The sequence below is a fragment of the Pseudoalteromonas sp. SR43-5 genome, from assembly GCF_014163835.1.
Lineage (GTDB): Bacteria > Pseudomonadota > Gammaproteobacteria > Enterobacterales > Alteromonadaceae > Pseudoalteromonas > Pseudoalteromonas distincta.
The window spans coordinates 85,484-109,162 of the sequence record NZ_JACJEA010000016.1; the positions used below are offsets into that span (position 1 = coordinate 85,484).

24 protein-coding genes, 1 tRNA gene and 1 pseudogene are annotated in these 23,679 nt (G+C 39.1%); 9 read left to right on the forward strand and 17 right to left on the reverse strand.

Annotated features, from left to right (window positions below; all coding sequences use genetic code 11):
- Nucleotides 1-94: 94 nt before the first annotated feature.
- Nucleotides 95-1,018, forward strand: a complete 924-nt coding sequence (locus H5090_RS11260; RefSeq protein ID WP_182693575.1) for an ABC transporter substrate-binding protein — start codon at nt 95-97, stop codon at nt 1,016-1,018.
- On the opposite strand, the gene H5090_RS11265 is transcribed toward H5090_RS11260, so the two are convergent.
- From H5090_RS11265 to H5090_RS11290, 6 genes are all read right to left on the reverse strand, one after another.
- A complete protein-coding gene (locus H5090_RS11265; RefSeq protein WP_149602190.1) occupies nt 969-1,589 on the reverse strand; it encodes a fumarylacetoacetate hydrolase family protein in 621 nt (206 codons plus the stop codon). The two genes, H5090_RS11260 and H5090_RS11265, sit on opposite strands and share 50 nt — an antisense overlap.
- Nucleotides 1,590-1,921: 332 nt before the next feature.
- On the reverse strand, nt 1,922-3,889 hold the full coding sequence (locus tag H5090_RS11270; RefSeq protein ID WP_039485072.1) for a hybrid sensor histidine kinase/response regulator: 1,968 nt from the start codon (nt 3,887-3,889) through the stop codon (nt 1,922-1,924).
- Between the two features lie 10 nt (nt 3,890-3,899).
- A complete protein-coding gene (locus tag H5090_RS11275) occupies nt 3,900-4,361 on the reverse strand; it encodes a response regulator (RefSeq protein ID WP_039485075.1) in 462 nt (153 codons plus the stop codon).
- Entirely contained in the window at nt 4,362-5,846 is a 1,485-nt protein-coding gene (locus H5090_RS11280; protein WP_154903470.1) for an ATP-binding protein, read from the reverse strand.
- 38 nt (nt 5,847-5,884) lie between these two features.
- Nucleotides 5,885-6,094 (reverse strand): histidine kinase, encoded by a 210-nt coding sequence (locus H5090_RS11285; protein ID WP_039485081.1) that lies wholly within the window; start codon nt 6,092-6,094, stop codon nt 5,885-5,887.
- 14 nt (nt 6,095-6,108) lie between these two features.
- The gene (locus tag H5090_RS11290; RefSeq protein WP_039485084.1) at nt 6,109-7,449 is read right to left on the reverse strand and encodes a sigma-54 dependent transcriptional regulator; all 1,341 of its coding nucleotides are present in this window, start codon (nt 7,447-7,449) and stop codon (nt 6,109-6,111) included.
- 234 nt (nt 7,450-7,683) lie between these two features.
- Between H5090_RS11290 and H5090_RS11295 the strand changes: the two genes are divergently transcribed.
- Entirely contained in the window at nt 7,684-8,199 is a 516-nt protein-coding gene (locus tag H5090_RS11295) for an NUDIX hydrolase (RefSeq protein ID WP_039485087.1), read from the forward strand.
- Nucleotides 8,200-8,416: 217 nt separating this feature from the next.
- On the forward strand, nt 8,417-9,793 hold the full coding sequence (locus H5090_RS11300; protein ID WP_182672851.1) for an NAD-dependent succinate-semialdehyde dehydrogenase: 1,377 nt from the start codon (nt 8,417-8,419) through the stop codon (nt 9,791-9,793).
- 158 nt (nt 9,794-9,951) lie between these two features.
- Here H5090_RS11300 and H5090_RS11305 read toward each other — a convergent pair whose 3' ends face one another.
- Complete coding sequence (locus H5090_RS11305; protein WP_182695737.1) at nt 9,952-10,299, reverse strand: hypothetical protein; 348 nt, start codon at nt 10,297-10,299, stop codon at nt 9,952-9,954.
- Nucleotides 10,300-10,675: 376 nt separating this feature from the next.
- On the opposite strand from H5090_RS11305, the gene H5090_RS11310 reads away from it, so the two are divergent.
- Entirely contained in the window at nt 10,676-10,957 is a 282-nt protein-coding gene (locus tag H5090_RS11310) for a barstar family protein (protein WP_123421771.1), read from the forward strand.
- Nucleotides 10,958-11,147: 190 nt separating this feature from the next.
- Here the strand turns inward: H5090_RS11310 and H5090_RS11315 are convergent, their stop codons facing one another.
- The 3 genes from H5090_RS11315 to H5090_RS11325 all read right to left on the reverse strand — a co-directional run bounded on the left by H5090_RS11315 (nt 11,148) and on the right by H5090_RS11325 (nt 12,932).
- Complete coding sequence (locus tag H5090_RS11315) at nt 11,148-12,230, reverse strand: endonuclease/exonuclease/phosphatase family protein (protein WP_182695738.1); 1,083 nt, start codon at nt 12,228-12,230, stop codon at nt 11,148-11,150.
- Between the two features lie 23 nt (nt 12,231-12,253).
- On the reverse strand, nt 12,254-12,607 hold the full coding sequence (locus H5090_RS11320; protein ID WP_182694402.1) for a hypothetical protein: 354 nt from the start codon (nt 12,605-12,607) through the stop codon (nt 12,254-12,256).
- 76 nt (nt 12,608-12,683) lie between these two features.
- On the reverse strand, nt 12,684-12,932 hold the full coding sequence (locus tag H5090_RS11325; protein WP_024595124.1) for a TIGR03643 family protein: 249 nt from the start codon (nt 12,930-12,932) through the stop codon (nt 12,684-12,686).
- A 123-nt stretch (nt 12,933-13,055) separates the two neighbouring features.
- Here H5090_RS11325 and H5090_RS11330 point away from each other — a divergent pair, with 123 nt between their 5' ends.
- From H5090_RS11330 to H5090_RS11340, 3 genes are all read left to right on the forward strand, one after another.
- Nucleotides 13,056-13,745 (forward strand): ABC transporter substrate-binding protein, encoded by a 690-nt coding sequence (locus H5090_RS11330; protein ID WP_182695739.1) that lies wholly within the window; start codon nt 13,056-13,058, stop codon nt 13,743-13,745.
- Between the two features lie 29 nt (nt 13,746-13,774).
- Nucleotides 13,775-14,431 (forward strand): YoaK family protein, encoded by a 657-nt coding sequence (locus H5090_RS11335; protein WP_138488600.1) that lies wholly within the window; start codon nt 13,775-13,777, stop codon nt 14,429-14,431.
- A 74-nt stretch (nt 14,432-14,505) separates the two neighbouring features.
- Nucleotides 14,506-16,566 (forward strand): TonB-dependent receptor, encoded by a 2,061-nt coding sequence (locus H5090_RS11340; protein WP_182695740.1) that lies wholly within the window; start codon nt 14,506-14,508, stop codon nt 16,564-16,566.
- Nucleotides 16,567-16,573: 7 nt separating this feature from the next.
- On the opposite strand, the gene H5090_RS11345 is transcribed toward H5090_RS11340, so the two are convergent.
- Complete coding sequence (locus H5090_RS11345; protein WP_182692930.1) at nt 16,574-17,368, reverse strand: helix-turn-helix domain-containing protein; 795 nt, start codon at nt 17,366-17,368, stop codon at nt 16,574-16,576.
- A gap of 106 nt (nt 17,369-17,474) precedes the next feature.
- Here H5090_RS11345 and H5090_RS11350 point away from each other — a divergent pair, with 106 nt between their 5' ends.
- Nucleotides 17,475-18,671 (forward strand): MFS transporter, encoded by a 1,197-nt coding sequence (locus tag H5090_RS11350; RefSeq protein WP_154903461.1) that lies wholly within the window; start codon nt 17,475-17,477, stop codon nt 18,669-18,671.
- Here H5090_RS11350 and H5090_RS11355 read toward each other — a convergent pair.
- From H5090_RS11355 to H5090_RS11380, 6 genes are all read right to left on the reverse strand, one after another.
- Nucleotides 18,660-18,881, reverse strand: coding sequence for a hypothetical protein (locus H5090_RS11355; RefSeq protein ID WP_154903460.1), 222 nt, complete (start codon nt 18,879-18,881; stop codon nt 18,660-18,662). The two genes, H5090_RS11350 and H5090_RS11355, sit on opposite strands and share 12 nt — an antisense overlap.
- Before the next feature lie 96 nt (nt 18,882-18,977).
- A complete protein-coding gene (locus tag H5090_RS11360; protein ID WP_007377055.1) occupies nt 18,978-19,391 on the reverse strand; it encodes a GFA family protein in 414 nt (137 codons plus the stop codon).
- A gap of 235 nt (nt 19,392-19,626) precedes the next feature.
- Nucleotides 19,627-20,919, reverse strand: coding sequence for an amidohydrolase (locus H5090_RS11365; RefSeq protein WP_182695741.1), 1,293 nt, complete (start codon nt 20,917-20,919; stop codon nt 19,627-19,629).
- Between the two features lie 399 nt (nt 20,920-21,318).
- On the reverse strand, nt 21,319-22,308 hold the full coding sequence (locus tag H5090_RS11370) for a fatty acid desaturase (RefSeq protein WP_154903459.1): 990 nt from the start codon (nt 22,306-22,308) through the stop codon (nt 21,319-21,321).
- 111 nt (nt 22,309-22,419) lie between these two features.
- On the reverse strand, nt 22,420-22,782 hold the full coding sequence (locus H5090_RS11375; RefSeq protein WP_007581481.1) for a hypothetical protein: 363 nt from the start codon (nt 22,780-22,782) through the stop codon (nt 22,420-22,422).
- Between the two features lie 140 nt (nt 22,783-22,922).
- Nucleotides 22,923-23,007 (reverse strand) — tRNA-Leu (locus H5090_RS11380).
- A gap of 359 nt (nt 23,008-23,366) precedes the next feature.
- Here H5090_RS11380 and H5090_RS11385 point away from each other — a divergent pair.
- A pseudogene (locus H5090_RS11385) lies at nt 23,367-23,679 on the forward strand (cell wall assembly/cell proliferation coordinating protein); the annotation flags it as partial.

Sequence of the window (23,679 nt, forward strand, 5' to 3'; positions counted from 1 at the left end):
TTGAATGAGGTTGCTTTTTAACTAAAATATTTGACCCTACTACAACCAACACTATACTTTTATTAAGTTTTCTTAATTCAACGAACACTTATCAATGCTGAAAAACGGATACTATGCATTTTGCTTATTAATTGTATTCAACGCGCACGCCGTTGAGCAAAAAGTACAACCTCTAGAAGAGATTATTTGGCTGCAAAGTTACACGCCCCCTTTTCATATAGCTAAAAGTGAAAGCGCACCACAAGGCGGTATTTGCGACAACCTAACCGAGCAACTCATTAGAACCATAACTGATGTAAAACATACTCGCTTAATTGTTCCTCAGCAGCGTATAAATAAATATTTAAATGAAGGAAAAAATGTATGTTTTCCGTGTGTTATTTATAAAAAAAATAATAACCAACAACTTAACTACTCAAATCCAACAACGGTATATCCCCCATTTTCAATTATCACGACTAAAGATCTAAAGCCGCAATTAGAAGAAAAGCACGGCTCGCCTATTCACCTTATTAATTTATTAACCGACCCGCAATATGTATACGGGCAAGCGGCTGCACGTAAATTTACAACTAAAATTAATACAATTATTGAAAATACAAAACGAGATAAAGAGTCTTCGTTAAGTTGGAGTAGCGAAAATGAAAGTCAGGCTGTTATAGCACGCTTGAGTCACGGCTTTTTAGACTACTCAATTGATTACCCGTTTATGGCTGATTACTTTAATAAACAAGGGGAGTATACGAATATAGAAAGTGTGCCAATTGCAGAAAATGACATTCAATTTATAAGAGGAGCAATAGGCTGTGCGGCTAAAGCACCTAATAATTTTGCAGAGCAAGCCCTTAAAAAAATTAACCGCGCATTAAAAAATAATGTACTTCAATCGCCTGAGTATCAACAAAGTCAGCATAATTGGCTTAAAACCACCTTTACTGACTTTGATAAACACTACCAACAGCAAGTCATTAATTTTTACTTACTTGCCACTGATGCTCAAGCAAACACTGATCATTAGCATAAAGCGCCACTGCAAAAATACTTTTAGCTGTTACCTCACCTACGCCCGACGGTGTACCTGTCATTATTACATCACCGTCTTCTAAGCTCATAAATTCACTAATTTCTTGTAAAATTGAGTCAGGGTTGTGCAGCATAAAATGAGTATCACCTCGCTGAATCACTTCATTATTAATTTTAAGTTCAAAGGTAAAGTGCTTCATTGCATCAGTTAGCGCTACAAAATCAGTTAAAATTACAGAGCCGTCGAACGCTTTAGCGCGCTCCCATGGTAGCCCTTTATTTTTTAATTTACTTTGCACAGTACGCTTAGTTAAATCAAGGCCGAGTCCAACACCTGCAAATTTTTTATCTTTAACTACAAAGCATAGCTCGGTTTCATAATGCAGCGTATCGCCGTTGTGAGCTGCAAATAACGTATTAGTAATTGCGCTATTTGGCTTATTAAATAAAACCATTTGATCTGGCGTTTCGTTATTTAGCTCTGCAATGTGTGCAGTATAATTACGACCAACACACACTACTTTTGATGGTGTTAATTCTTCAGATACTAACTTTATTGAATGCATATAAATAATGTCTCAGTTATTGGACCTGTTGACCTTTCAGGATTAAAATTCGTTCAATCTAGGGGCTATTTAATCGCGGCGCGAGGTTTGTAACCTAGTGGGCTCGATAACTGATCCTGCGTTATTCTACTGACTTACATCCCTGTACGAATAAGTAAAAACCGAGCAACAAAGAGTAAATAGCCCCTGGGCAGAACCCTTCGGGCAGCGCATGTTTGGCATTTGTGCTACGTTATCGCCTATTTATGAGGAATAACCACACTACATAGACTCTGCCTTGCCTAAATACCAAACAAACTGCTGCAAATTCAACCTCGAAAGATAAACAGGCCCTAGCTAATAAGCGTTTCAAGTAAGCTCAAATTAATAGGTTTAAGTAAAACTCGGTCAATATTTAAATCTTTTATTTCTCTTGGATCTGGCTCTGCTCCACTTACAATCACTAAACGTAATTCAGGATATCGTTCATTAATTTGCTGGCCTAAGTCAACGCCACGACCATCAGGTAAATGCATATCTAACAATACCTTATTAAATTGCTGGTCGTGATTAAGTATTTGCAAACATTGTGCGCAGCTAGACGCAATGACGGTTTCAACGCCTAAACTTTCTAAAAGTAGTTGCGTAATTTGCGCTGCATCATGATCGTCTTCCACAAGTAAAAAGCGCTGCTTTTTCTCGGTTAAGCCATTACTACAATTTATATCTTTAGCTTGCGGTGCATGCTCTGGCGCTACCAAGTAATCTTGCAAACATTGATATAAAGCCGCGCTATCAACAGGCTTTGGTATTACATCATTAAAACCAAGTGCAGCAAGCTCCTCATGTATGCCTTTCATCGTAGCGGCAGTGAGCGCAATTATTGGGCCTTTGTAGCCCATTTTTCTAAGCTCTATGGTGGCTTCCTTGCCGCCCATTACAGGCATATGAATATCAATAAAAATAATATCGTAAGGCGCTTTATACGCATCTGCTATGCGTACTTTTTCAAGTGCTTGCTGGCCATGTTCGGCATAATCTACGCGCGCACCACAGGTACTGATCATATGACCAACTAGCATGCGTAAATCACGTAAATCATCAACCACTAACACTCGCCCATGCACTTTGCATGGAGCCGATTTACTTTGTAATTGTGGGGCACTACTAAAATTAAGTACTTGTCGTTCTACTTCGCTAATATCACCTGGATATACCGAAATCGTAAATGTAGAACCTTTGCCTATTTCAGAGTGCAAACTAATATCACCGTGCATACGCGCTAACAATTCAGCACATATTGCCAAACCTAAGCCTGCGCCACCTACAGAGCGTGATTCTACATCGGCTATTTGTTCAAATGGCTTAAATATAAGTTCTTGTTTTTCAGGGGCAATGCCCATACCTGAATCTTTAATGCTAAAAAATAGCATTTCGCGATCATCAACCCATTGCGTCCACGCATTAACAACAATTTCGCCTTTATCGGTAAATTTAACCGCATTGTTTATTAGATTTATTAAAATTTGACGAACTCTTGTTGCATCCAGTCGTGCAACCAAAGGTAATGGCTGATGTGATTCAAAGCGCAGCGTAAGGCCCTTATCAAGCACCGATACGCGCATTAGCGTGTATACATCGGCAAGCATGCTATCAAGGTTAACTTCGCTTAGGGTAAGTTCCAGTTTATCGGCAGCTATTTTAGATAAGTCGAGCACGTCGTTTAACAAGCTCAATAAGTGTTTACCATTTCGATAAATAACACCCAATTCATTTTCAGCTTGCTGACTAAAATCGCTCTGCATTAACAGTTCGGTGTAGCCTAAAATAGACGATAGAGGAGTACGTAACTCATGGCTCAAATGAGCTAAAAATCGATCTTTTGAACGGTTTTCGGCTTCAGCTTTTAAGCGTTCTACTCTCTCGCCTTCAACATCTTTACGTGCCAAAGCATAACGAATAGCACGCGCAAAGCGGCTCGAACTCATTTCTGTTTTAATTAAGTAATCTACTGCACCGGCATCAAGCGCCGCCGAGTCTAACTCGTCGTTTGACTGCCCGGTAAGCATAATAATGGGACCGCTAAAGCCATTGGCAATTGCTTCTTTTAATACATCTAAACCATTCGATGCACCCAAGCGGTAATCAAGCAGGCAAATGTCGTGCTCATTTTTACTAAGCGTTGCAATTGCCTGCTCTGGAGAGCTTATCCATTGAATGTTAAACGTGTGTGAATCCAATTGGTCCAGATAGTCGCAGGTGAGTATGTAATCATCTTCATCGTCTTCTACAAGCAGCAACTGAGTCACTTTATCTAACATACAATCTCCATTAATCGTTAAATGTTGTCGGTAGCTCTACAAATTCTACCCAGTATTTTCCTAGCGTTTTCATCAAATCAACCAAACCATCAAACGTTACTGGTTTTGTAATGTAAGATGCAGCACCTAAGTTATACCCTTTAACCATGTCTTCTTCTTGTTTAGACGTAGTTAATATAACAACCGGAATTCCCTTTAAGTTAGGGTTTCCTTTTATAGCTTCAAGCGCTTCACGGCCATCCATTCTAGGCATATTTAAATCAAGTAATATAAGTCCAGGACGCGGCGAAACTGCTTTGTCTTCAAACTTACCTTTACGCTCTAAATACTCAAGCAACTCAACGCCATCTTCAACAAAATGAAGCTCGTTAAGTACACGACTTTCAGCAAGGGCATCTTGTGTTAACAAACGATCATCTTCATCGTCGTCTGCCATTAAAATAGTAATCGGTTTTACTTTTGAATAGGGCATTTAAGCCTCTCCTTGCAATGTGAAAAGCTCAGCTTCCACAGGTAGTTTTATAATAAAGGTTGCACCTTCACCGTCTTTACTTTGGGCTGTAATTGTTCCGCCGTGGCGCTCCACAATACGCCTACATACAGAAAGGCCAATACCCGTGCCTTTATATTGTGAGCGTCCATGCAAGCGCTGAAACGGTACAAATATTTTATCGGCATATTCTTGTGAAAAACCAATACCGTTATCTTCTATGGTAATAACTTGAAAACTTAAATGAGTATTATGATCAGAGCTGAAAATATCTTCATCTTGATAACTGATTTTTATGTGTGGGTTTACGTCGGGACGCCTAAATTTAACAGCGTTCGACAACAAGTTTAAAAACAGCTGCTGCATTTGGCTTTTATCGGCCTGAATAACTGGTAAATCATCTACATCAATTTGTGCTTCAGACTCTTTTATCGCAATCTCTAAATCACTTAATATATCAGCTACAACTTCATTTAAATTCGTGTCATCAAAATCTTTACCACGCGTTGTAATTCGCGAAAACTCTAATAAGTCGTTAATCAAGTTAGACATACGCTGCGCTGCATTTTTCATGCGCCCAATGTAATCCATCCCCTTTTCACCCAATTCATCTTTAAACATGGTTTCAAGACGGTCGCTAAAGGCTTGGATTTTTCTAAGAGGTTCTTGTAAATCATGGCTTGCTACAAAAGCAAACTCTTCAAGCTCTCGGTTACTACGGCTCAATTCATCTGAATATAATGTTAGCTCTTGTGTCCGCTCAGAAACCTTCATTGCTAATGTTTCGTTTTGTTTTTCAAGCTCAAAACGATATTGTGCTGCATTTCTTAAATTAAGGCGCGTCATAATAAACATACCAATAATCAGTAACGCACTCGTTATTGCTGTTATAGCGAATGTAATTTTAGCTTCATTTTTAATCTGTGCTAATTTAGAAAAATGGCTTACTTTAAAGAGTAATTCACGGTCTTGAATTTCATTAACATACTCTCTAATTTGCTTATAAAGCTTTCTTCCTTTATGCGTATTTAATACATACAACGCACGTCTTTCTTTGTCATCTAGCGCAAGGTTTACAGTTTGTTTTAATTCTTTAATTTTACTATCTACAAGAACTAACAACTGGGCTATACGCTCAGCTTGACCGTCAATCTCAGAGTGAAGCGACTTGACATGATCTGTTTGCGCTTCAATTTGGCCTACAGCATCGTAGTACGGCGTTAAATAGTCAGTCTCTTCAGTCAATAAATAACCACGCTGCCCAGACTCAGCCTGCACTATGGATAGATGCAGCTTCTCAATTGCAGTGGTTAGCATGCTAGTGTTGTCTAAACTTTTTTGGGTTTGTGTTAAGCCTTGAATCGTATTCAATGCTAAAAATGCGTTGCCCACAATAATACCTAGCACAACCACCATAAATGTTGCCCAAGTGATATTCGCTTTACCTTGCTGTTTTTTCTTGCTCATTTAGCTTCCCGAATTAAAGTTTATACAACACTTAATATTTATTGAGAGTCTGATATTTTTTGCAAACTTTCGCTGCACTGTTGGCAATTATTGATAATTTTATCAAGTGCATCTAACGCTTTTTCTTTTGGCATATCGTTTTCAAGTACCAATTTAATCAGCTCTGCATTCATCGAAATACGATTTAGCGGCCCTCTTGCATCGTGTACTAATTTATTGAGTTGCTCTGTTTGGTTATCGGATGTCATGCCCTTCCTCAAATCTATTTATATTCGCCAATACCGCCATATGCATTAAGGCGGTTATAAAGTGTTTTAGTACTAATACCAAGCATTTGTGCAGCAAGCGTTTTATTACCTTGCACCTTATCAAGCGTTGCATGAATAAGTTCTTTTTCAACTTCTTCAATTGTTTGCCCTGCTGATACAGGCTTTTCGGCAGCTTGATTATTAACGCGCGAAAAGGGTGACTCTAAGTTATCAGGTAAAATAATGTCGCTGGTTTGTGGGTCGCTCATAATAAATGCACGGTGTATAGCATGGCGGAGCTCTCGCACATTACCCGGCCATTCATAGCTTTGCAGCTCTTTGAGCTGTGCGGCAGTCCAACTAAAGGCAGTGCCGTTTTCGTCATTAAGTTGATCTAAAAAGGCTTTCGCTAATAAAGGTACATCTTCTTTTCTATCGCGAAGTGGCGGTATATCAATAGGAAAAACAGCCAACCTAAAGTAAATATCTTCACGAATAACATTATTTTGTGCCAAATCGGTAAGCGAGCGGTTAGTAGCTGAAATAACACGGCAATTGGTTGGTATTTCTCTGTTACCACCTACGCGTGTTACCTTTTTAGTTTCAAGCACTCGCAGTAAATTTGGCTGCATATCAATTGGCATTTCAGTTACTTCATCTAAAAACAAAGTACCGTTATTTGATTGCTCAAATACACCTTCTTTACGTGCAATTGCGCCTGTAAATGCGCCTTTTTCGTGGCCAAATAACTCACTACCAATTAACTCTTTTGAAAGTGCGCCACAGTTGCTAGCAACTAATGGCCCTTCGCACTGGCTTGCGTTATGAATAGCTTGAGCCACTACTTCTTTACCTGCACCACTTTCACCCATAAGCATCACGTTAGCATTTGTTTTAGCTACGCGTTCAATCATGTTGTAAAGCTTTTGCATTGGCTCAGATTCACCAATTAAACCGCCAAAGTGGCGTACAATACCGCTCGACTTTGCTTTTTTAACTGCTTTTTTAGGGCCATTTAAAACGAGTTCTAAATCTTCACGTTGTAATGGTTTTAATAAATGCCCTACATTTGGCTCACACATATCAGCTAAAATACCTTTAACTGAAGGATGGCCCGAAATAAGTGTAATTTTTGGAGATTGCCCAATCGTTTTTAAGTGATCAAGTAAGTGCAAACCGCTACCATCAGGCAGCATAAAATCAAGCAGCACATGATCAAAGGCATTATTTTCAAACCATTGATGTGCTTCTTTTAAACTGGTAGCTGTGCTTATATTGTGGCCGAGGAATTCGACTATGTGGCAAACAACGTCACTAAATTCAACGTCGTCATCTACTAAAAGTATGTCTAACATGATAAATCCCTATGCTTTTTTCTTATTCTACGCATCCTAGATATTAATTTAAAGGTGCGCCCAGAATCTAATTTTTAAAATAAACTTAAGCGATTAAATGCTATTAATGTTACCAACCTAACATTTACGTATGCTGAAAAAAATCGATCACAAATTATGATTAATAATTAAAACCGTTTCTATTTATAGAATGGTAGCAACTATTATTATTAAAAACCTAAAAAAGGAGACGAAATGCAGCAATTAAAAACCTTAATACATTCAGGTATTAATATTGACCAAGGTACTCAATTTACACGCTTAACAGCTCGCGCTATTGTAATTAAAAATAATAAAATACTTTTAATGTATACAAACCGTTATGAAGACTACAGCCTGCCCGGCGGTGGAGTAGATGACGGCGAAAGTATTGAGCAAGGCTTAATTCGCGAACTAAGCGAGGAAACCGGTGCACAACAAATAAGTGTAGTTAAAGCTTTTGGACTCTATGAAGAGTATCGCCCTTGGTATAAAGACGATTTTGATATTATTCATATTAAATCGTATTGCTTTGTATGTAGTATTGCCGACGAGTTTGGCAAAGCGCAGTTAGAGCATTACGAGCAGCAAAATGGCATGACAGCTAAATGGGTTGATATTAACGACGCAATTGCACATAACGAGCGCACCATTGCTAACAGTGAAAAACAAGGGCTTTCTATTTTACGAGAAACTTACTTATTAAAGCGCATTGCAAAGGAGCTAATATAAAGCTCTGTGTTTGCCCCAGAGGGTGTTGTAAATTTTGCAACGCCCAGAATATTTTACTGCCTCGAGCACCTCAATTTTTATATTTAAAAAATACCCCTTCAGCAAAAATCTAAATTTAACTAATAAAATCAGATGGATAAAAACAAAAGCAACTTTTTTTTAAAAACTGGCTCTAGCCTTGCACCTTTTAAATAACTAAATTTGTAAGGAGATAGAAATGAGTAACACAGTTAAAACGATTAATCCCGCAACTGAGCAAACCATTGAAACCTATACACTACTTTCTCAAAAGGAAGCAGAACAGGTAATCGAAAAATCTCACGAAACATATTTAAAATGGCGATTAACGTCATTCACTGAACGTGCAAAATACCTTAATAAGTTAGCCTCACTCTTTGAAGATCAAAAAGAAGCTATTGCAAAACTCATGACCGAAGAAATGGGTAAAGTTTATGAGCAAGGCTTTCAAGAAGTTGAACTATGTGCAGGAATTTGTCGTTATACAGCCGAACAAGGCCCACAAGTACTTGCTGACGAAGAACGTGATATGGACGGCGGCCGCGCAATTATCAGCTACCAACCAACAGGTGTACTATTAGGTATTCAACCGTGGAACTTTCCGCTATATCAGGTAATTCGCTACAGTGCTGCTAACATCATGGCGGGTAACACAACCGTATTAAAACATGCTGGTAATGTATTTGGCATGGCTGAAAAAATAGAAGAGCTATTTAAACAAGCTGGTTTCCCAGAGTATTGCTTTAACAATCTACTTATCGACGGCAAAACAGCCAGTTCTTTAATTTCGCACAAAGCAATTAGCGGCGTAACCTTTACCGGTAGTGATGCGACAGGTAAAAAAGTAGCAGAAGAAGCAGGTAAACACGTTAAGAAAACAGTGTTAGAGCTTGGTAGTAACGACGCTTACTTAGTACTTGATGACGCAGACCTAGAGCTTGCAGTTAAAACCTGTGTAACCGGGCGCATGATCAATAACGGTGAAACGTGTGTTTCAGCTAAACGTTTTGTTGTTGTAGAGTCACTTTACGATGACTTTAAAGCGCAAATTAAAGAGCAATTTGAAGCCATGAAAATGGGAGACCCAATGGCTGACGATACAGACTTAGGCCCAATGGCTCGTGAAGATTTACGCGACGGCATTCACGACCAAGTAATGGAATCAGTTAAAGCAGGTGCAAACATAGTAACGGGCGGCGAAATACCTTCGCAAACAGGCTATTACTACCCACCTACTCTACTAGATAACTTAGCCCCTGGTATGCCAGCCTATGACGACGAATTATTTGGCCCAGTAGCTTCGCTTATTAAAGCCAAAGACAACGACGATGCAATGCGCATCGCCAACGACTCTCGCTACGGTTTAGGCGGCGGTATTTTCTCTAAAGATGAGAAAAAAGCCATTGAACTAGCTAAAAAGTACTTTGACACAGGCATGATCAATATTAACGGCTACGGTTTAGCACAACCTAACCTACCGTTTGGTGGTGTTAAAGAAAGTGGCTACGGCCGAGAGCACGGCGGCTTTGGTATGCGCGAATTTGTGAATATCAAATGTATTATGATCAATAGCTAATTTAGCCTTAAATACTAGTACATTAAAAAACCTAAAAGTGGGTAACCGCTTTTAGGTTTTTTTAACTTTAAAATTAGATTACAGAAGAGCTTAGTCTTTACTAAGTTCAAACCACAAAGCAACTAAACAGTAATAACTGTAAATGAGCAGTTTGCTTTTTAATCATTATCAATATAAAAGAATAATATAATAAATTCAGAGGCACTAATTGCAGCTAGCTGCATTATCAGCAAAAACATAATACCAATCCCAGCTTGAGGGTCAGGTTCAATACCAAAGACAAGTACTGCCGCTAAAGTAATAGTAAGTAATGCAGCTATAATTCTAATAAAAATGAGCCGTTTATTTTTATAGTTTTTAGCGTTAGCTAAAAAATATAGAAGCAAATAAGGCAACAGCATAAACGCAAAGCCAATTTCAGTTGGCATCCAGTACTTAATAGCAACAGCAACTAAAGATAAAACAGCAAGCGCCTTAACTGGATAGTACATTTTTTTATAATTCACATGCTTTCCTTTGCACGCAGTGCTTTATTAGCACCAAATAAAATATTGCCGAACAATATAAAAACTTTAACTATGCAATGCAATCTATTTCACTAGACTTAACCTGACAGGCAACAATGAGCGATAAGCGGTCATTGAGATTGGCCAAATATCGTCGTGAATTGATTGGTAAGGCTGCTCTTTGCGCATATATTCATGAAAATGAGCGCTGAGCGCATATTGTTCTATTTATCTTTTCTTTAAAGTTTCAGAAACTTAGTAATAGTAATACCTTAAACTATTTGTTAAAACTATATCATTCAGAAAAATGAGCGTGACGTCGGCAGAAATATGCGCGATGAGCGCACTATTAAATTGTTATGTTTCAGGATGAATCATGGAGATACTCTTAGACTGGAAAAAAATTGAGAAAGAGGAGGATTTCTACAATATGTTCCTCCCGCAGGTAAAAGCGCCAGAGTGGCACGGGAGAAACCTTGATGCCCTGGCAGATAGTGTGGTTACTGGAAACATAAACTCAATTGAACCTCCATATACAATTCATAGTATCAATACAAGTAACACTCCAAAACATATGGCTGAATTTCAGCTAAAAGTACTCGCCATATTCAATGAAGGTGTTACAGAAAACAGAGGCATTAAAATTGTCTCAGAATAAAAACATAACAAACAAAGGCAGCATCGCCCTGCGGGCTGGACGCGCTAACGCGCGCCGCTGCTTTGGGCGTTACCACTGTTTGCAATTGGCACTCTCCTGCCACTCGACAACATAAATAATGATTATAACTGGCAAGGTATTTTACTGTGTCGGATGGCGCTTCGCTTATCCGACCTACACTGCCTAATAGCTATAACTTTTCCTCAAACCTCGGCACTTTTCGCTTATCTGCCTTATTCATAGCAAGCTCTTGAATTTCTTCTTGCTTAAGCTCATCGGGTTTATCTTCTAGTGACTCCTGATTAGCGTTTTCGTAAGAAAGCTCAGTAAGGAGTGCAAAGTGATCAGAGCCATACTTAGCTAAGCGCTTAATACGCTTTACTTTAAAGCCTTCGCTGTGAAATAAGTGATCGAGCGGCCAACGCATAAAAAAGTAGCTTGCATGAAAGGTGTTATAAAAACCACGGCCTTTTCGAGGGTCTAAAAAGCCACTTATTTGCATAAACAAACGGGTGCTACGCGACCATGCTACGTCGTTTAAATCACCGGCAACTATGGTAGGTCGTGTTGGGTTTTTAAGTGCTTTAGCCACCATTATTAGCTCTGAGTCGCGCGGACGTGATGAGTCTTCTTCGGTCGGGCTTGGTGGTGCGGGGTGAATAAAGTGCCCTTGCATTTGCAGGCCTTCATCGTTTTCAAACAAAATATGAATTGAGGGAATATCTTCTTCTATTAGCTCACATATTTGTGCATCGAGTATTTTAAACTTGCTGTATAAGTGCATGCCATAACGATTATCTTTAGGGCATTCTATGTAATACGGGTAATTTTTTTTAATGACTGATAATTTATTTTCCCACCAGCTATCACTCTCAAGTGTAATAAGTAGGTCGGGTTGGTGCTCATCTACAAGGCTAATTAGCTGCTCGCTTTTATGGTTCGACATCAGTACATTTGCCGACATAATTCGTACGCTGTGGTCTATATGCTTTGGTGCGCTTTGCACTTCTTTTTTAGCAAGCCACGTATACGGGTAAATCCATTTACCTTGTAAAATCATTATAAGTAATGAGGTTAAGGCTATAAACACGTAGCCTATTGCGCTACTTTGCCATAATAAAAACAGCGATGTAACGGCTACAAAACTGGCAATATAAAATACTTGCAAGCGCACAAAGTCGCAGCTACGCACTAAGTAATGCTGGCTGTACGACATAGGCAACAAGGTAACCAGTAAAAAAAATCCAATAATTATAGCCAGCGCAATAAGCATTTTAATATCCTTATAAAGTTAATTTAGCGACTTAAAATTGAAAGTATTTCTCGGGTGTCGTGCACCATATGGATAACTGTACGGTCTATTTCTATACTCACTGTACCATTATCTCTAGAGCGTTCAATCACTCTACCTCGTTTATATAAATCACGATCTAAATAGTCGCCTCTGTGGTAGCTTTTACTTAGCCCTGGTGGCGTCCAACCTGCGCGAATTAACTGCTTAGCCTCTTGGTAGTCATTGTCGTTGTGTTTATGTGAATGATGCTTATTATGGCCGTGTTTATGACCATGCTTATCTTTATGCGGTTTTGCGTCTGCGCTTATTGAACATAAAGCCAATGCTATTAGTGCTGTGTATGTTAGTGCTCTCATAAATAATCTCTAGCGTAATTTATAGCTAAAGGTTAACAAACACGGCTGAACATCATATGAAACAACTTACACTTATTTAACGTTGTTTATATTGTGTTTTACAGTGGCTTCGCATAATAGCGGGATCGCGTAATTTTAAGTGTTTTGTTTTACGACCAGCATGGCGTTTACGCCACACTTTAAAACTGCCTTTTGAAATATGTTCGCGCATAAATACCACCAGCTGCGGGTATTTTAATCCGTATAACTGCTCTATTGCCTCAAAAGGGGTTCTATCTTCCCACGCCATTTCGATAATGCGTGACTGCTGCTCTGCGTTAAACATGGTATATCTCACAAAATTTAACTTATACGCTAGGTAAAAATACTTAGATCAATGCAATTAAGCTCAGTAACTGTATAATTGGCGTTCAATTTATGTATTTTAAAAGATATCGAATTTTTATTTATGCGCGCAATATTTCTGTTTTTAGCTTTAACTTTACCTTCATTATTGCTTGCAGCGCCAAGTAAGACTTTGCGCTGCGTAACAACTCACTACCCGCCTTTTACTATATTTGATGAGAAAAGCGATACGTTCACAGGTTTAGATATTGAATACTTAACCTTTATTGAGCGTAATTTGAATCTTAAGATTGACGTAATTCATCTTCCATGGGCGCGCGTTAAAAAAGAAATGGCGCTGGGCTACTACGACTGCTATTTCTCTTTGGCCAATACAGAGGAACGAGCAAAGTATTTAGATTTTACAAGCGTGCCCTTGCATACTACTAAGTATGGTTTATTTGCTTTAAACAAAGATAAACTGCTCACTGACGATTTATCAAATACCCCAATAGCAATGCTACGCGGTGTTGCTGTGCCTGAGGTTATTGCTAAAAAGTATAAACTTGATGAGAATAATCTACTTCGCTCACTTTCAACTAAAGACACTTTTGAGCTGCTAGAAAAAAAACGCGTTGAATACGCAATAACTAACTATCAAGCAGGTTTGTGGTACTCAAAGGAATATCAAAACGTATACGCTAGGCAGTTCAATGAGTTTACGTTTCCTACTTACATTGCTTTTAAGCGTGGCGTAATAGATACAAAATTAGTTGATGAGCAAATAAAGCGCTTTAAAGCACAAACTCAATAATTAACACTGTACACGTTAAGAGATAACCAATGTTTACAAAACTACCAAAGTGGGTTGAATATGGCGCGTTTACACTGGCATTTATAGCGGGCATAGTAAACGCTGTAGGCTTATTAGGGTTTGAGCACCAGGCTATTTCGCATGTATCTGGCTCTGTTACTTTACTTGGTATTAAAGCAATAACTAATCCCAGTACTGCCTTATTGTTACTTTCAATAATTGTTAGCTTTATGTTGGGTTCGGCACTGTCGGGCTTTTTGCTCTCTGGTGGCTCATTAAAACTTGGTCGTCATTACGACACTTTGCTTTTTATTGAAGGATTGCTACTGCTTGCGAGTGCTTATTTACTCAAAAACACATTCGTTTACGGCATTGTTTTAACGTCTGCTGCGTGTGGGTTACAAAATGCGCTAGCAACTAATTACAGTGGTGCTGTTATACGTACGACACATTTAACCGGTATTTTTACTGACCTTGGTTTAATGCTAGGTAAAGCGCTTAAAGGTGAGCAATTTGATACCCGTAAAGGCGTTATGTTTTTACTCATTATTGCAGGCTTTTTACTAGGCGGTATAACCGGCTACGTTTTATTTAAGCATTACTTAGTGCTGGCTTTGGTATTTCCTGCTGTGGCTTGTTTTGTTTTATCAATTACGTATCGGATTTATAGGTTACGTACGCTTTAACGCAACAAGTTTAAATGCATATTAAAACCGCATATTATAGAGGCAATGCAATATAGATTACTTTCAAGGAATGTATGAAACCTTATTTTTTGCCGCTGATATTACCCTTTAGCCACACTGCGTTTGCCAATAATCAAAATAATGATGCAATAGAAACCATAACAACTACGGCATCACGTATTGAAGCGCTATCTACCCCACTCCCTTTATCAATAAGTACACTCAGCGAAGCGCAGCTAAATAGCATAGCGCCTACCCATATTGAAGAAGCCCTGCAACGTGTAGCAGGTGCTAATATTCAACGCGGAAATGGCCAAGAATATTTACCCGCACTTCGCTCCCCCGTACTTTCGGGCGCTGGCGCTTGTGGTGGCATATTAACCTTAGAAGATGGTATACCACTGAGAGCCGCTGGGTTTTGTAACATAAACGAGTTATTTGAAGCGCACAGCGAAATGGCGCAGCGCATTGAAGTGCTAAAAGGCCCAGGCTCTGCACTTTATGGCTCAAACGCTGTGCATGGTGTTATTAATGTAATAACGCCCGACACCACACAAGGCGGTGGCTTAGTTGGTTTAGATTATGGCTCGTACGGTTATACTCGCTACAAACTACGCGCAGGGCAAGATTACGGCAACAGCGGTATCGGCATTAACGCAAGTGTTACCGACGATAGCGGTTACCGCGACGACGAAAGCGTAAAGCAACAAAAAGTAAATATTCGCCATCGCTATTCAAATAATAATTTATTACTTACCTCAGGCCTTACTTATACAAATCTTGATCAGCAAACGGCTGGATTTATTACAGGCTTTGAAAGCTATAAAAACGAAGACCTCGCGCAAAAAAACTTTGACCCTGACGCATTTAGAAAAGCACGCGCATTTAGAGCATGGAGCAATGCAACATGGCAATTAAATAACGATGATGTGCTCTCTACTACGTTATATTTTCGTGACCAAAGCATGGACTTTTTTAAGCATTTTTTACCCGGCACACCGCTTGAAAAAAACAGCCAAACAGGTTTTGGTGTGCAATCGCTTTATCAACATAATTTACAAAGTAATATAAAAATAAACCTAGGGCTTGATGGCGAATACACGCAAGCCGACTTTACTCAAAGCCAAAATGAGCCCACTCAAGGTTCTGCATTTTTAGTTGCTACAGTACCACAAGGTAAGCATTACGATTACGATGTAAACGCCACGCTTTATGCCCCTTTTGCATCGGTTGATTGGCAATTAAATAAATGGTTACTTACCGCAGGTGTGCGCTACGAGCATATGCAGTACGACTACACCAATAATATGCTAGCAGGTAGAACAAAAGACGATGGCACAGAATGCGGCTTTGGTGGCTGCCGATACAGCCGCCCAGCGAGTGCTAAAAATAGTTTTAGTAATCTATCGCCAAAGCTTGGGGTTAGTTATCAGTACAATACAAATAACACGCTTTATGCAAACTTTTCTCGCGGTTACAGAGCGCCACAAGCGGCTGAACTATACCAATTACAACGCGAGCAAACTACTGCAAATTTAAGCGCCGAAATAGCTAATAACGCAGAGCTGGGTATTAAAGGAATTTACGAAAAACTACGTTATGGCGTGTCACTTTACGCTATGAGTAAACACAATACGATTTACCGCGATAGTGACTTTTTTACGGTAAATAATGGCAGCTCTCGCCATCGTGGTATTGAGCTTGAGCTTGACTACCAGCTCACTAAGTCGCTTGCGCTTAACTTTGCTGGCACTCACGCAAAGCATACTTACACTAACAACCAAATACTTAACGGTTTAAATATAAACGGCAACGACATAGATACCGCGCCGCGTAATATTGCTAATCTCGATTTAACATGGCAGGCATTAAACAACGCGCAATTTGCTTTGCAGTGGCACCGCGTTGGTAACTACTACACCGACCCAGAAAACTTAAATAAATACCAAGGGCATGATGTTTTAAGCCTACGCGCACAGTGGCAAGTTACTAGTAATCTTGAGCTACTTGCTCGTATTATTAACTTAACTGATGAGGCTTATGCGGAGCGCGCCGATTACACCAGTTTTACCGGCGACAGATACTTCCCGGGTAGGCCTCGTAACGCGATGCTTTCGGCAACTTACACGTGGTAGTGCTTATTTAAGGGCTAAGCTGATTTAAATCGCTCATGTATTTCATGGGCGACTTTTTCATTACCTTTTTAAACATAGTAATAAATGCACTCACCGACTCATACCCTAATAACTCCGACACCTGCTGCACACTTTGCTTATCAGAAAGCGCTTTTAAGGCTGTAATTATATGCAATTGCGTACGCCATTTTCCAAATGTCATGCCTGTTTCTTTTTTAATTAACCGCGCTAATGTGCGCTCAGTTAATGCAAACTGCTTAGCCCATTGTGGTAGTGTTTTTCGGTTGTTTGGCTTGTTTATAAGCTGATCGCTCATGGTTTGAATTACCTCGTTTTTAGATAATACAAAATCCAGTGGTTGTACGGGCATATCAATAAGTTGATCAAATAACACCTGCGCTAAACGCGCTGTTTTACTATTTAAAGTATAGTGCTGATTATGCCCAGCCAACTCACACATTAGCTCTTTAACCAACGGCGTAATAGCTAACGTACAGGTATTTAGCGGCATACCGTTTTTACTACTATCAATAAATAAATGACAAAGCTGCGCGTTATCAGACGCCCTATTGCTATGCACCTTTTGTGCTGGGATCCAAATTGCACTGTGCGTGGGCACCATCCACATTTTGGCCGATACTTCACACGTTACATACCCATGCAGCGCTAAAATTAATTGCCCTTTTGGATGGGTATGTAGTGGTATTTCGTGACTTGCATGGGCATGCTCTATTTTGGCTATTATGGGCTGCGCCATAGTTTCAAAATTTTTAATGTCGTCCCAACCAATTGCATCAAACATAGTTTTGTCTGTTTTTAGTTATTTAATGTCATTATCTCTAAATTATAGTTTTTACTAAGCCTTTATACTAGCGCCCATTAAGTATTAGCTTTAATGGTCTTCCCTTTTGTTAAATAACACACCTAAATCACGCTTTGCTGGCATATTACTTGTGCTTGGCATATTACTTATTGCCGCAAATTTACGCGCCACATTTACAGGTATTGCACCTGTGCTTGAACAAATTATTAATCACTTTGGGCTTAGCGCATCGCAAGCTGGTTTTTTAACAACACTGCCACTCATAGCCTTTGCGGTTGCATCGCCAATGGCGGCAACTCTTGCTAAAAAGCAAGGGTTAGAGCGCACCTTGTTTGTGGCTTTGTTATTTATACTTGCAGGGGTTGCAGCGCGGGTAATAAATACCTCAGCCATGCTTTTTGTAGGCACCGCTATTATTGGTGTGGGCATTGCCATCGCAAACGTATTATTACCAAGTTTAATTAAGCGCGACTTCCCTGCAAAGGTTGCGTTAATGACCTCAGCCTACGTGCTTACTATGGGCGTGGTATCGGGTGGGTTTTCTACTTTGGTATTTCCGCTTAGTCAGTTAAACGGATTAGGATGGCAACTTGCGCTGGGCTCATCAGCTCTTATTACTTTGGCGAGTATTATTGTATGGATGTCGCAATTAAGTAAGCACACAAAACCCGCGAGTATTGCTCAACACACCGACACGTCAAAAAGTGTATGGCGTTATTTACTAGCATGGCAAATTACCCTACTGCTGGGCTTAAACTCGTTTTTAAATTATATAATTATTACGTGGTTACCAAGCATATTAACCGAAACTGGTCACTCAGCTACCCAAGCAGGTGCTTATCATGGTGCTTTTCAAATAGCGACTGCATTACCGGGTTTAATATTAATTCCGTTACTTGCCAAATTAAAAGATCAAAGCGCGCTTAGCTTTATTTTAGCCATGTTGAGTGCACTCAGTGCATTGGGGCTGCTTTACATGCCTAGCTTTGCTTTTGTTTGGACCCTAATGCTGGGCTTTTGCTCTGGGGCATGTTTTATATTGGGGCTGTCGTTTATTAGTTTACGAACTGACGATTCGCAACAAGCAGCGTCGCTTTCAGGTATGTCGCAAAGCGTAGGTTATTTGCTCGCGGCTATTGGTCCTATGCTAGCTGGTGCATTACACACTACAACAGGCAGTTGGAGTGCGCCATTGTGGTTGTGCGCTATTGCCGGAGTACTGTGTGCTTTATGTGGTTTGGGCAGTGGTAAAAACACCACTTTAGCTAAATCAGCTAACTAGCTGCTGTAACCACGAAAATAAACCAGACGAAGGTTTACTACTCGCGTGCTTTTGCTCATAGCGTTTATTCGTTACTTCGCGCTGTTCACGGCGCTCTTGTGCTAAATTAGCTTTTGCAGTAAAACGCAAGCGCTGCTCTTGAGTAAGCTCATCATTAAAACTAATGGCTGTTTTTTTCACTGCTCGGCTGCTTTTAGGTGAACTACACATATTATTCTCCAAATGACTGACTTGTAAGTAGACAGTCATTTGGTTAAATAAATTTCAAACCGCTTACTAAAAAGTAATACTGATAACCCCAACTAACTAGTTTTGTGGGGTTGTATCAAACGCAGGTACTTCGTGTAAGCCGCTCAACCAGCTCAATGTTGATTTAGCCCAAATTTGTGCTGTTGGCGTAAACTGATCACGCTGATCAACCGCACCAATACGCAAGCCATATACACGGTCAGCTTTAGCTTCGTTAGTTGCATAAAGTGTTGTACCACATGTGCCACAAAAACCTTGCGCACGCTTGTTACCGCTTTGCGCTGTTTTAACAAACTCTTTTGGCTCACCTTGGGTAAACACGACCGAATTTGGCTCTGCAATAATAACGGCTCTAAATGGGCCGCTCGACATACGTTGGCAATCGCTACAATGGCAAACAAGTGCGTTGTTATTTTGAGACTTTGCTTGGTATTTAATTTCACCACAGTAACAGCTTCCAGTAATTTCCATTATTTAAATCCTTAATGCTTATGAAGATTGAATCGAGATATAAGACCGGCAATATCGATTCATTATTTTTAAAATATAAAAAAACTGCTCGCCGGTTCATGTGTATGTTCGGTTAGATTTTTAATTTTTGAAAGTGATTTTTTAAAAGTTGAGCAAGTGCTAAAAACATGATCCGATGTTTTAAATAAAACAGCAATACCACGTTAAGCTAATAGCGTAACGTGGTGTGTTTAAGCTATCTTTTATGTGCGTTTAAATAATCAACAGCTAACAGGCTAAGCGCCTTAGTGCCTACTTTAAACGATGATTCGTCGGCATAAAAATAAGGTGAGTGATTACTAGCCACTGTATTTAAATCTTGCTCACTTGGTGTGCCGCCTAAAAATACAAATACACTCGGCACTTCTAATGCGTAAAACGAAAAGTCTTCTGCGCCGGTTATTTTTCCCATTTCAACTACGTTTTCATTACCTGCTGCTTTTTTAAGGCTAGGTAACATTTGCGCAGTTAACTTTGGGTTATTAATCGTTACCGGATAACCTTCGTGAATGTGTACCTCTGCAGTAGCACCTGACGATTTAGCAATGTGCGTGGCTGTGGTTTTTATTTTTTCAAATATTTGTGCTCGGTTATCCATATCAAAGTTATGAATTGTGCCTACCATTTCGACTTCTTCAGGAATAATATTATTACGCACCCCACCCGCTATCTTACCAAACGAGACAATAGCAGGCTCTTTGGTAATGTTGATTTGGCGACTAACAATATGATTTACGCCTGTTACTATTTGCGCAGCTGCGGCAATGGGGTCAACCCCAGTCCACGGTGCAGAGCCGTGTGCCTGCTTGCCATGTACTGTTATTTCAAACCGGTCTGCACTGGCCATAGCTGGGCCACTTCGATAACCAATTTTACCGCTGTGCAAACTAGATGTTATGTGTAACCCAAAAGCAGCTTCTGGTTTGTATTGTTTAAATATGCCTTCTTTAAGCATTAACTCAGCGCCCCCCTCTTCCCCCTCTGGTGCGCCTTCTTCTGCAGGCTGAAATACAAACATAATATTACCGTGTAGCTCATCCTTCATGTTTGCAAGCACTTGTGCAGCGCCCATTAGCATGGCCACGTGCGTGTCGTGCCCACAAGCATGCATTATACCTACATCTACACCACGGTAATTAGTGGTTTTAGTTGATTTAAAATCAACATCTGCTTTTTCAGTAACTGGCAGCGCGTCCATATCTGCGCGTAGCATTACTGTCGGGCCTGGCTTTGCACCTTTTAATAGCCCCACAACACCTGTATAAGCAATCCCTGTTTGTACTTCCATACCCAGCGACTTTAAGTGCTTAGCGACAATACCTGCTGTGCGGGTTTCGCGATTTCCAAGCTCAGGGTTTTGATGAAAATCACGTCGCCAATCAATAACCTGTTGCTCTATCTTTTTAACTTGCTGATCAATGTTTGCATTGGCATTAAACGCACTAAGGGCAGCAAAGCCCAACGCTATTGAAATTAGTGATTTTTTCATCCTGTTTGTCCTTATTATATTTATTGGTTTTATAATATTGATGAGCACGAACCCTTATGTATTATTGAGAACATAATTAGTTTGCTCTATAACCACTATTACTGAAGGCTCTACAATAATCAATCCCATTTAAGCTAGATGCTCAACTATGAAGGGCCACTTCACTTTTCACTGGTTTTATCTATTTTTAGTTTAAAGTTTTAGCGCTAATTAAGCCTACCACTTTTGCTTTTGTTGATTTAAAAATGGCACTAAATAGTCCACCAAAGCGCGGACAGTTGGGCTTAATAAACGTTGCGATGGATAGAGTAAATTCACGGGTAATGGGCTTGGTACATAATCGCTATTCAAACTATAAAATAAGAATAGCAATGTAGAACCTCCTAATGTTGGAGGTAATTATTTATAAGCATTCGCATTTTTAATGCTGTCAAAATCATTAAAGCGCACGTTGTGCTGCGCCATTACTTTAAGTATTTTTTTACTTAGCATTTGGCGTAAATAAAACGGCTGATTTGGCACAAAATGATGAATGGTATGCGTTTTACCAAAGTTAAAACAAAATAAGTGAAACGGCATAAATAAACGACTCGTTAGTACATGAGTTTGTTCAAGTATGTTATTAACGCCACCATAGTAATGCATGCTTGAGGTAACAAAATTAAGCGAACTTGAACGAATAATATTAGGCACAATGAGCACAACCATTAAAAATTCAAACACATCCATTGTACTTAACAACCAACTAGGTGAATTTAGCGAAAGTGGTATAAATAAATCAACAATATGAAATAAAATAACGCTATATAAAACAGCAAAATACGCAGTCGCTATCGGAAATCCCGCATTAAAAACACTCGAAAAACTAAAGCCATTAATTTCTTTTCTAAAACGTTTAGTAGAAATAATTAGCCCTAATAACCCATCTACAATAACTAGCGCACGTAAAAATGGATTTTTAATACCGTTTCCCACCAAGCGTTCTTCTAGGTCTTGTTGTGTGCCTGAGGTTTTGTGATGGTGTAAATGCATTTTACGTCGGTACCATGGGCTAATAGTATTTGGCCGCATTAACCATACTGCTAACATCATTAAGTTATGCATGAAAGGCTGATTGCTAAAGTATTGTTTATGTATAAGGTCGTGCTCTAACTCATGGGAAATAGACGCAGCAATAGCCGCAAGCACTATACACACCCAAGCAGGTATTAGGGCTAAATAATATAAAACACCAACACCAATTAATGCGCTAAGCGACAGCAATAAAATAATTAACCCTAAGGTATTTTGATGTTCAAGTAATGGGTATTTTTGACGAAGTAATGCTTCTTCTGCCTTAATAGCTTTAACAATCGATTGAATGTTCTGTTTGGCACTTAATTGGGTCATGATTATTATTTATTTTAGAGTAATCTATTAATTACTATCATACCTTAATCAAATGCATGTTAGAAATTGATAGTTAAATAGCTACCGTTGGCAGCTATTTAAAACTAAAAACTACTTAGTTTTCGTATTATCCACCTCATAGATTGGATTACCTTCAACTTCAAAGTAAGACTGTCCATAAATTAATGGGATATACCACTGCACAACTTTAACGGTAACATTTGAAAGACCCACCGCCGAAGGCGTTTGCTCGATAGCATTATCCATAGCCTCTTTCATGTTAGATATTCCTGTTGGGAAAATTAAAACAGTATGTTTAACATCCTTACCAACCACACGTGTGTCATAATCAACTTTGTGATTGCTATTTGTATGATTCATATTTTTTGTAGAGGCAATTGTAAAATCACCAATACGGTGAGTACAACCAGATAAAGCCATTGCACCAACCAACAAACCAATTACTTTTTTCATTACTCTTCCTTTGCTTCATATTTACTACCCAACTCTTGGGCGACTTCTAAATTTAGTAGCTTGATACCTAAAAATATAACTATGACCATTAATCTTAGGCATAAAAAAACCCCAACCAATTTGGTTGGGGTTATAAAAAGTGGTACCAGCGGGCGGACTCGAACCGCCACTCCTTTCGGAAGGGGATTTTGAATCCCCCATGTCTACCAATTTCATCACGCTGGCGTCATTTTTCTTTAACCTTCTAAACACGAGAAGATAAAGAAAAACCACTTTAGAGCTAAGGATTATTTATGTGCCTTTGTCTCTATGCCAAGCATTATACAAACAATAAGGTTAGCGGCAAGCGTTTTATGACATTAGCGCGATCAACCGCTTAACAATTAGGCAACCATTAACATTTGAAAGAATGTATAACTATTTAAAGCCCAGGACTAAATAAACCCTAAATACAATGTTAAAATATCTAGGTTTTTAGATAAACGTTGTTACCTCCAATAACTATTCTTCACTCCCCCCTGTTTCATGACAAAAAATATGTAATGTAGCGGTGAGTGTGTCACCTTTAAAATGGACTTTATAAAATGAAAAACATAATAACTTACACTGAAAATTTAAAAGAAAATAATTGGGTTGATTTTAACTTTGATTTAATAAAAATAAATACACTGCCAGGGTTTGAAAATTTAGATGGCTTTGATGCTATGGATATTTTTAGCGAAGCTATTTTTAAAGAAATATATAATCTAACAGCAAAGAGTACGTTAAAGTTACTCATTATTATCCCAGATCCAACGTCAGAAAAAGCGTATGGTATTGCTTTTTTACAGGACAAAGAAATTTTAACCATGCAAGTAGAAGCAACGCCTCTATTTAATCAGTGGTTTAGCTCAATTA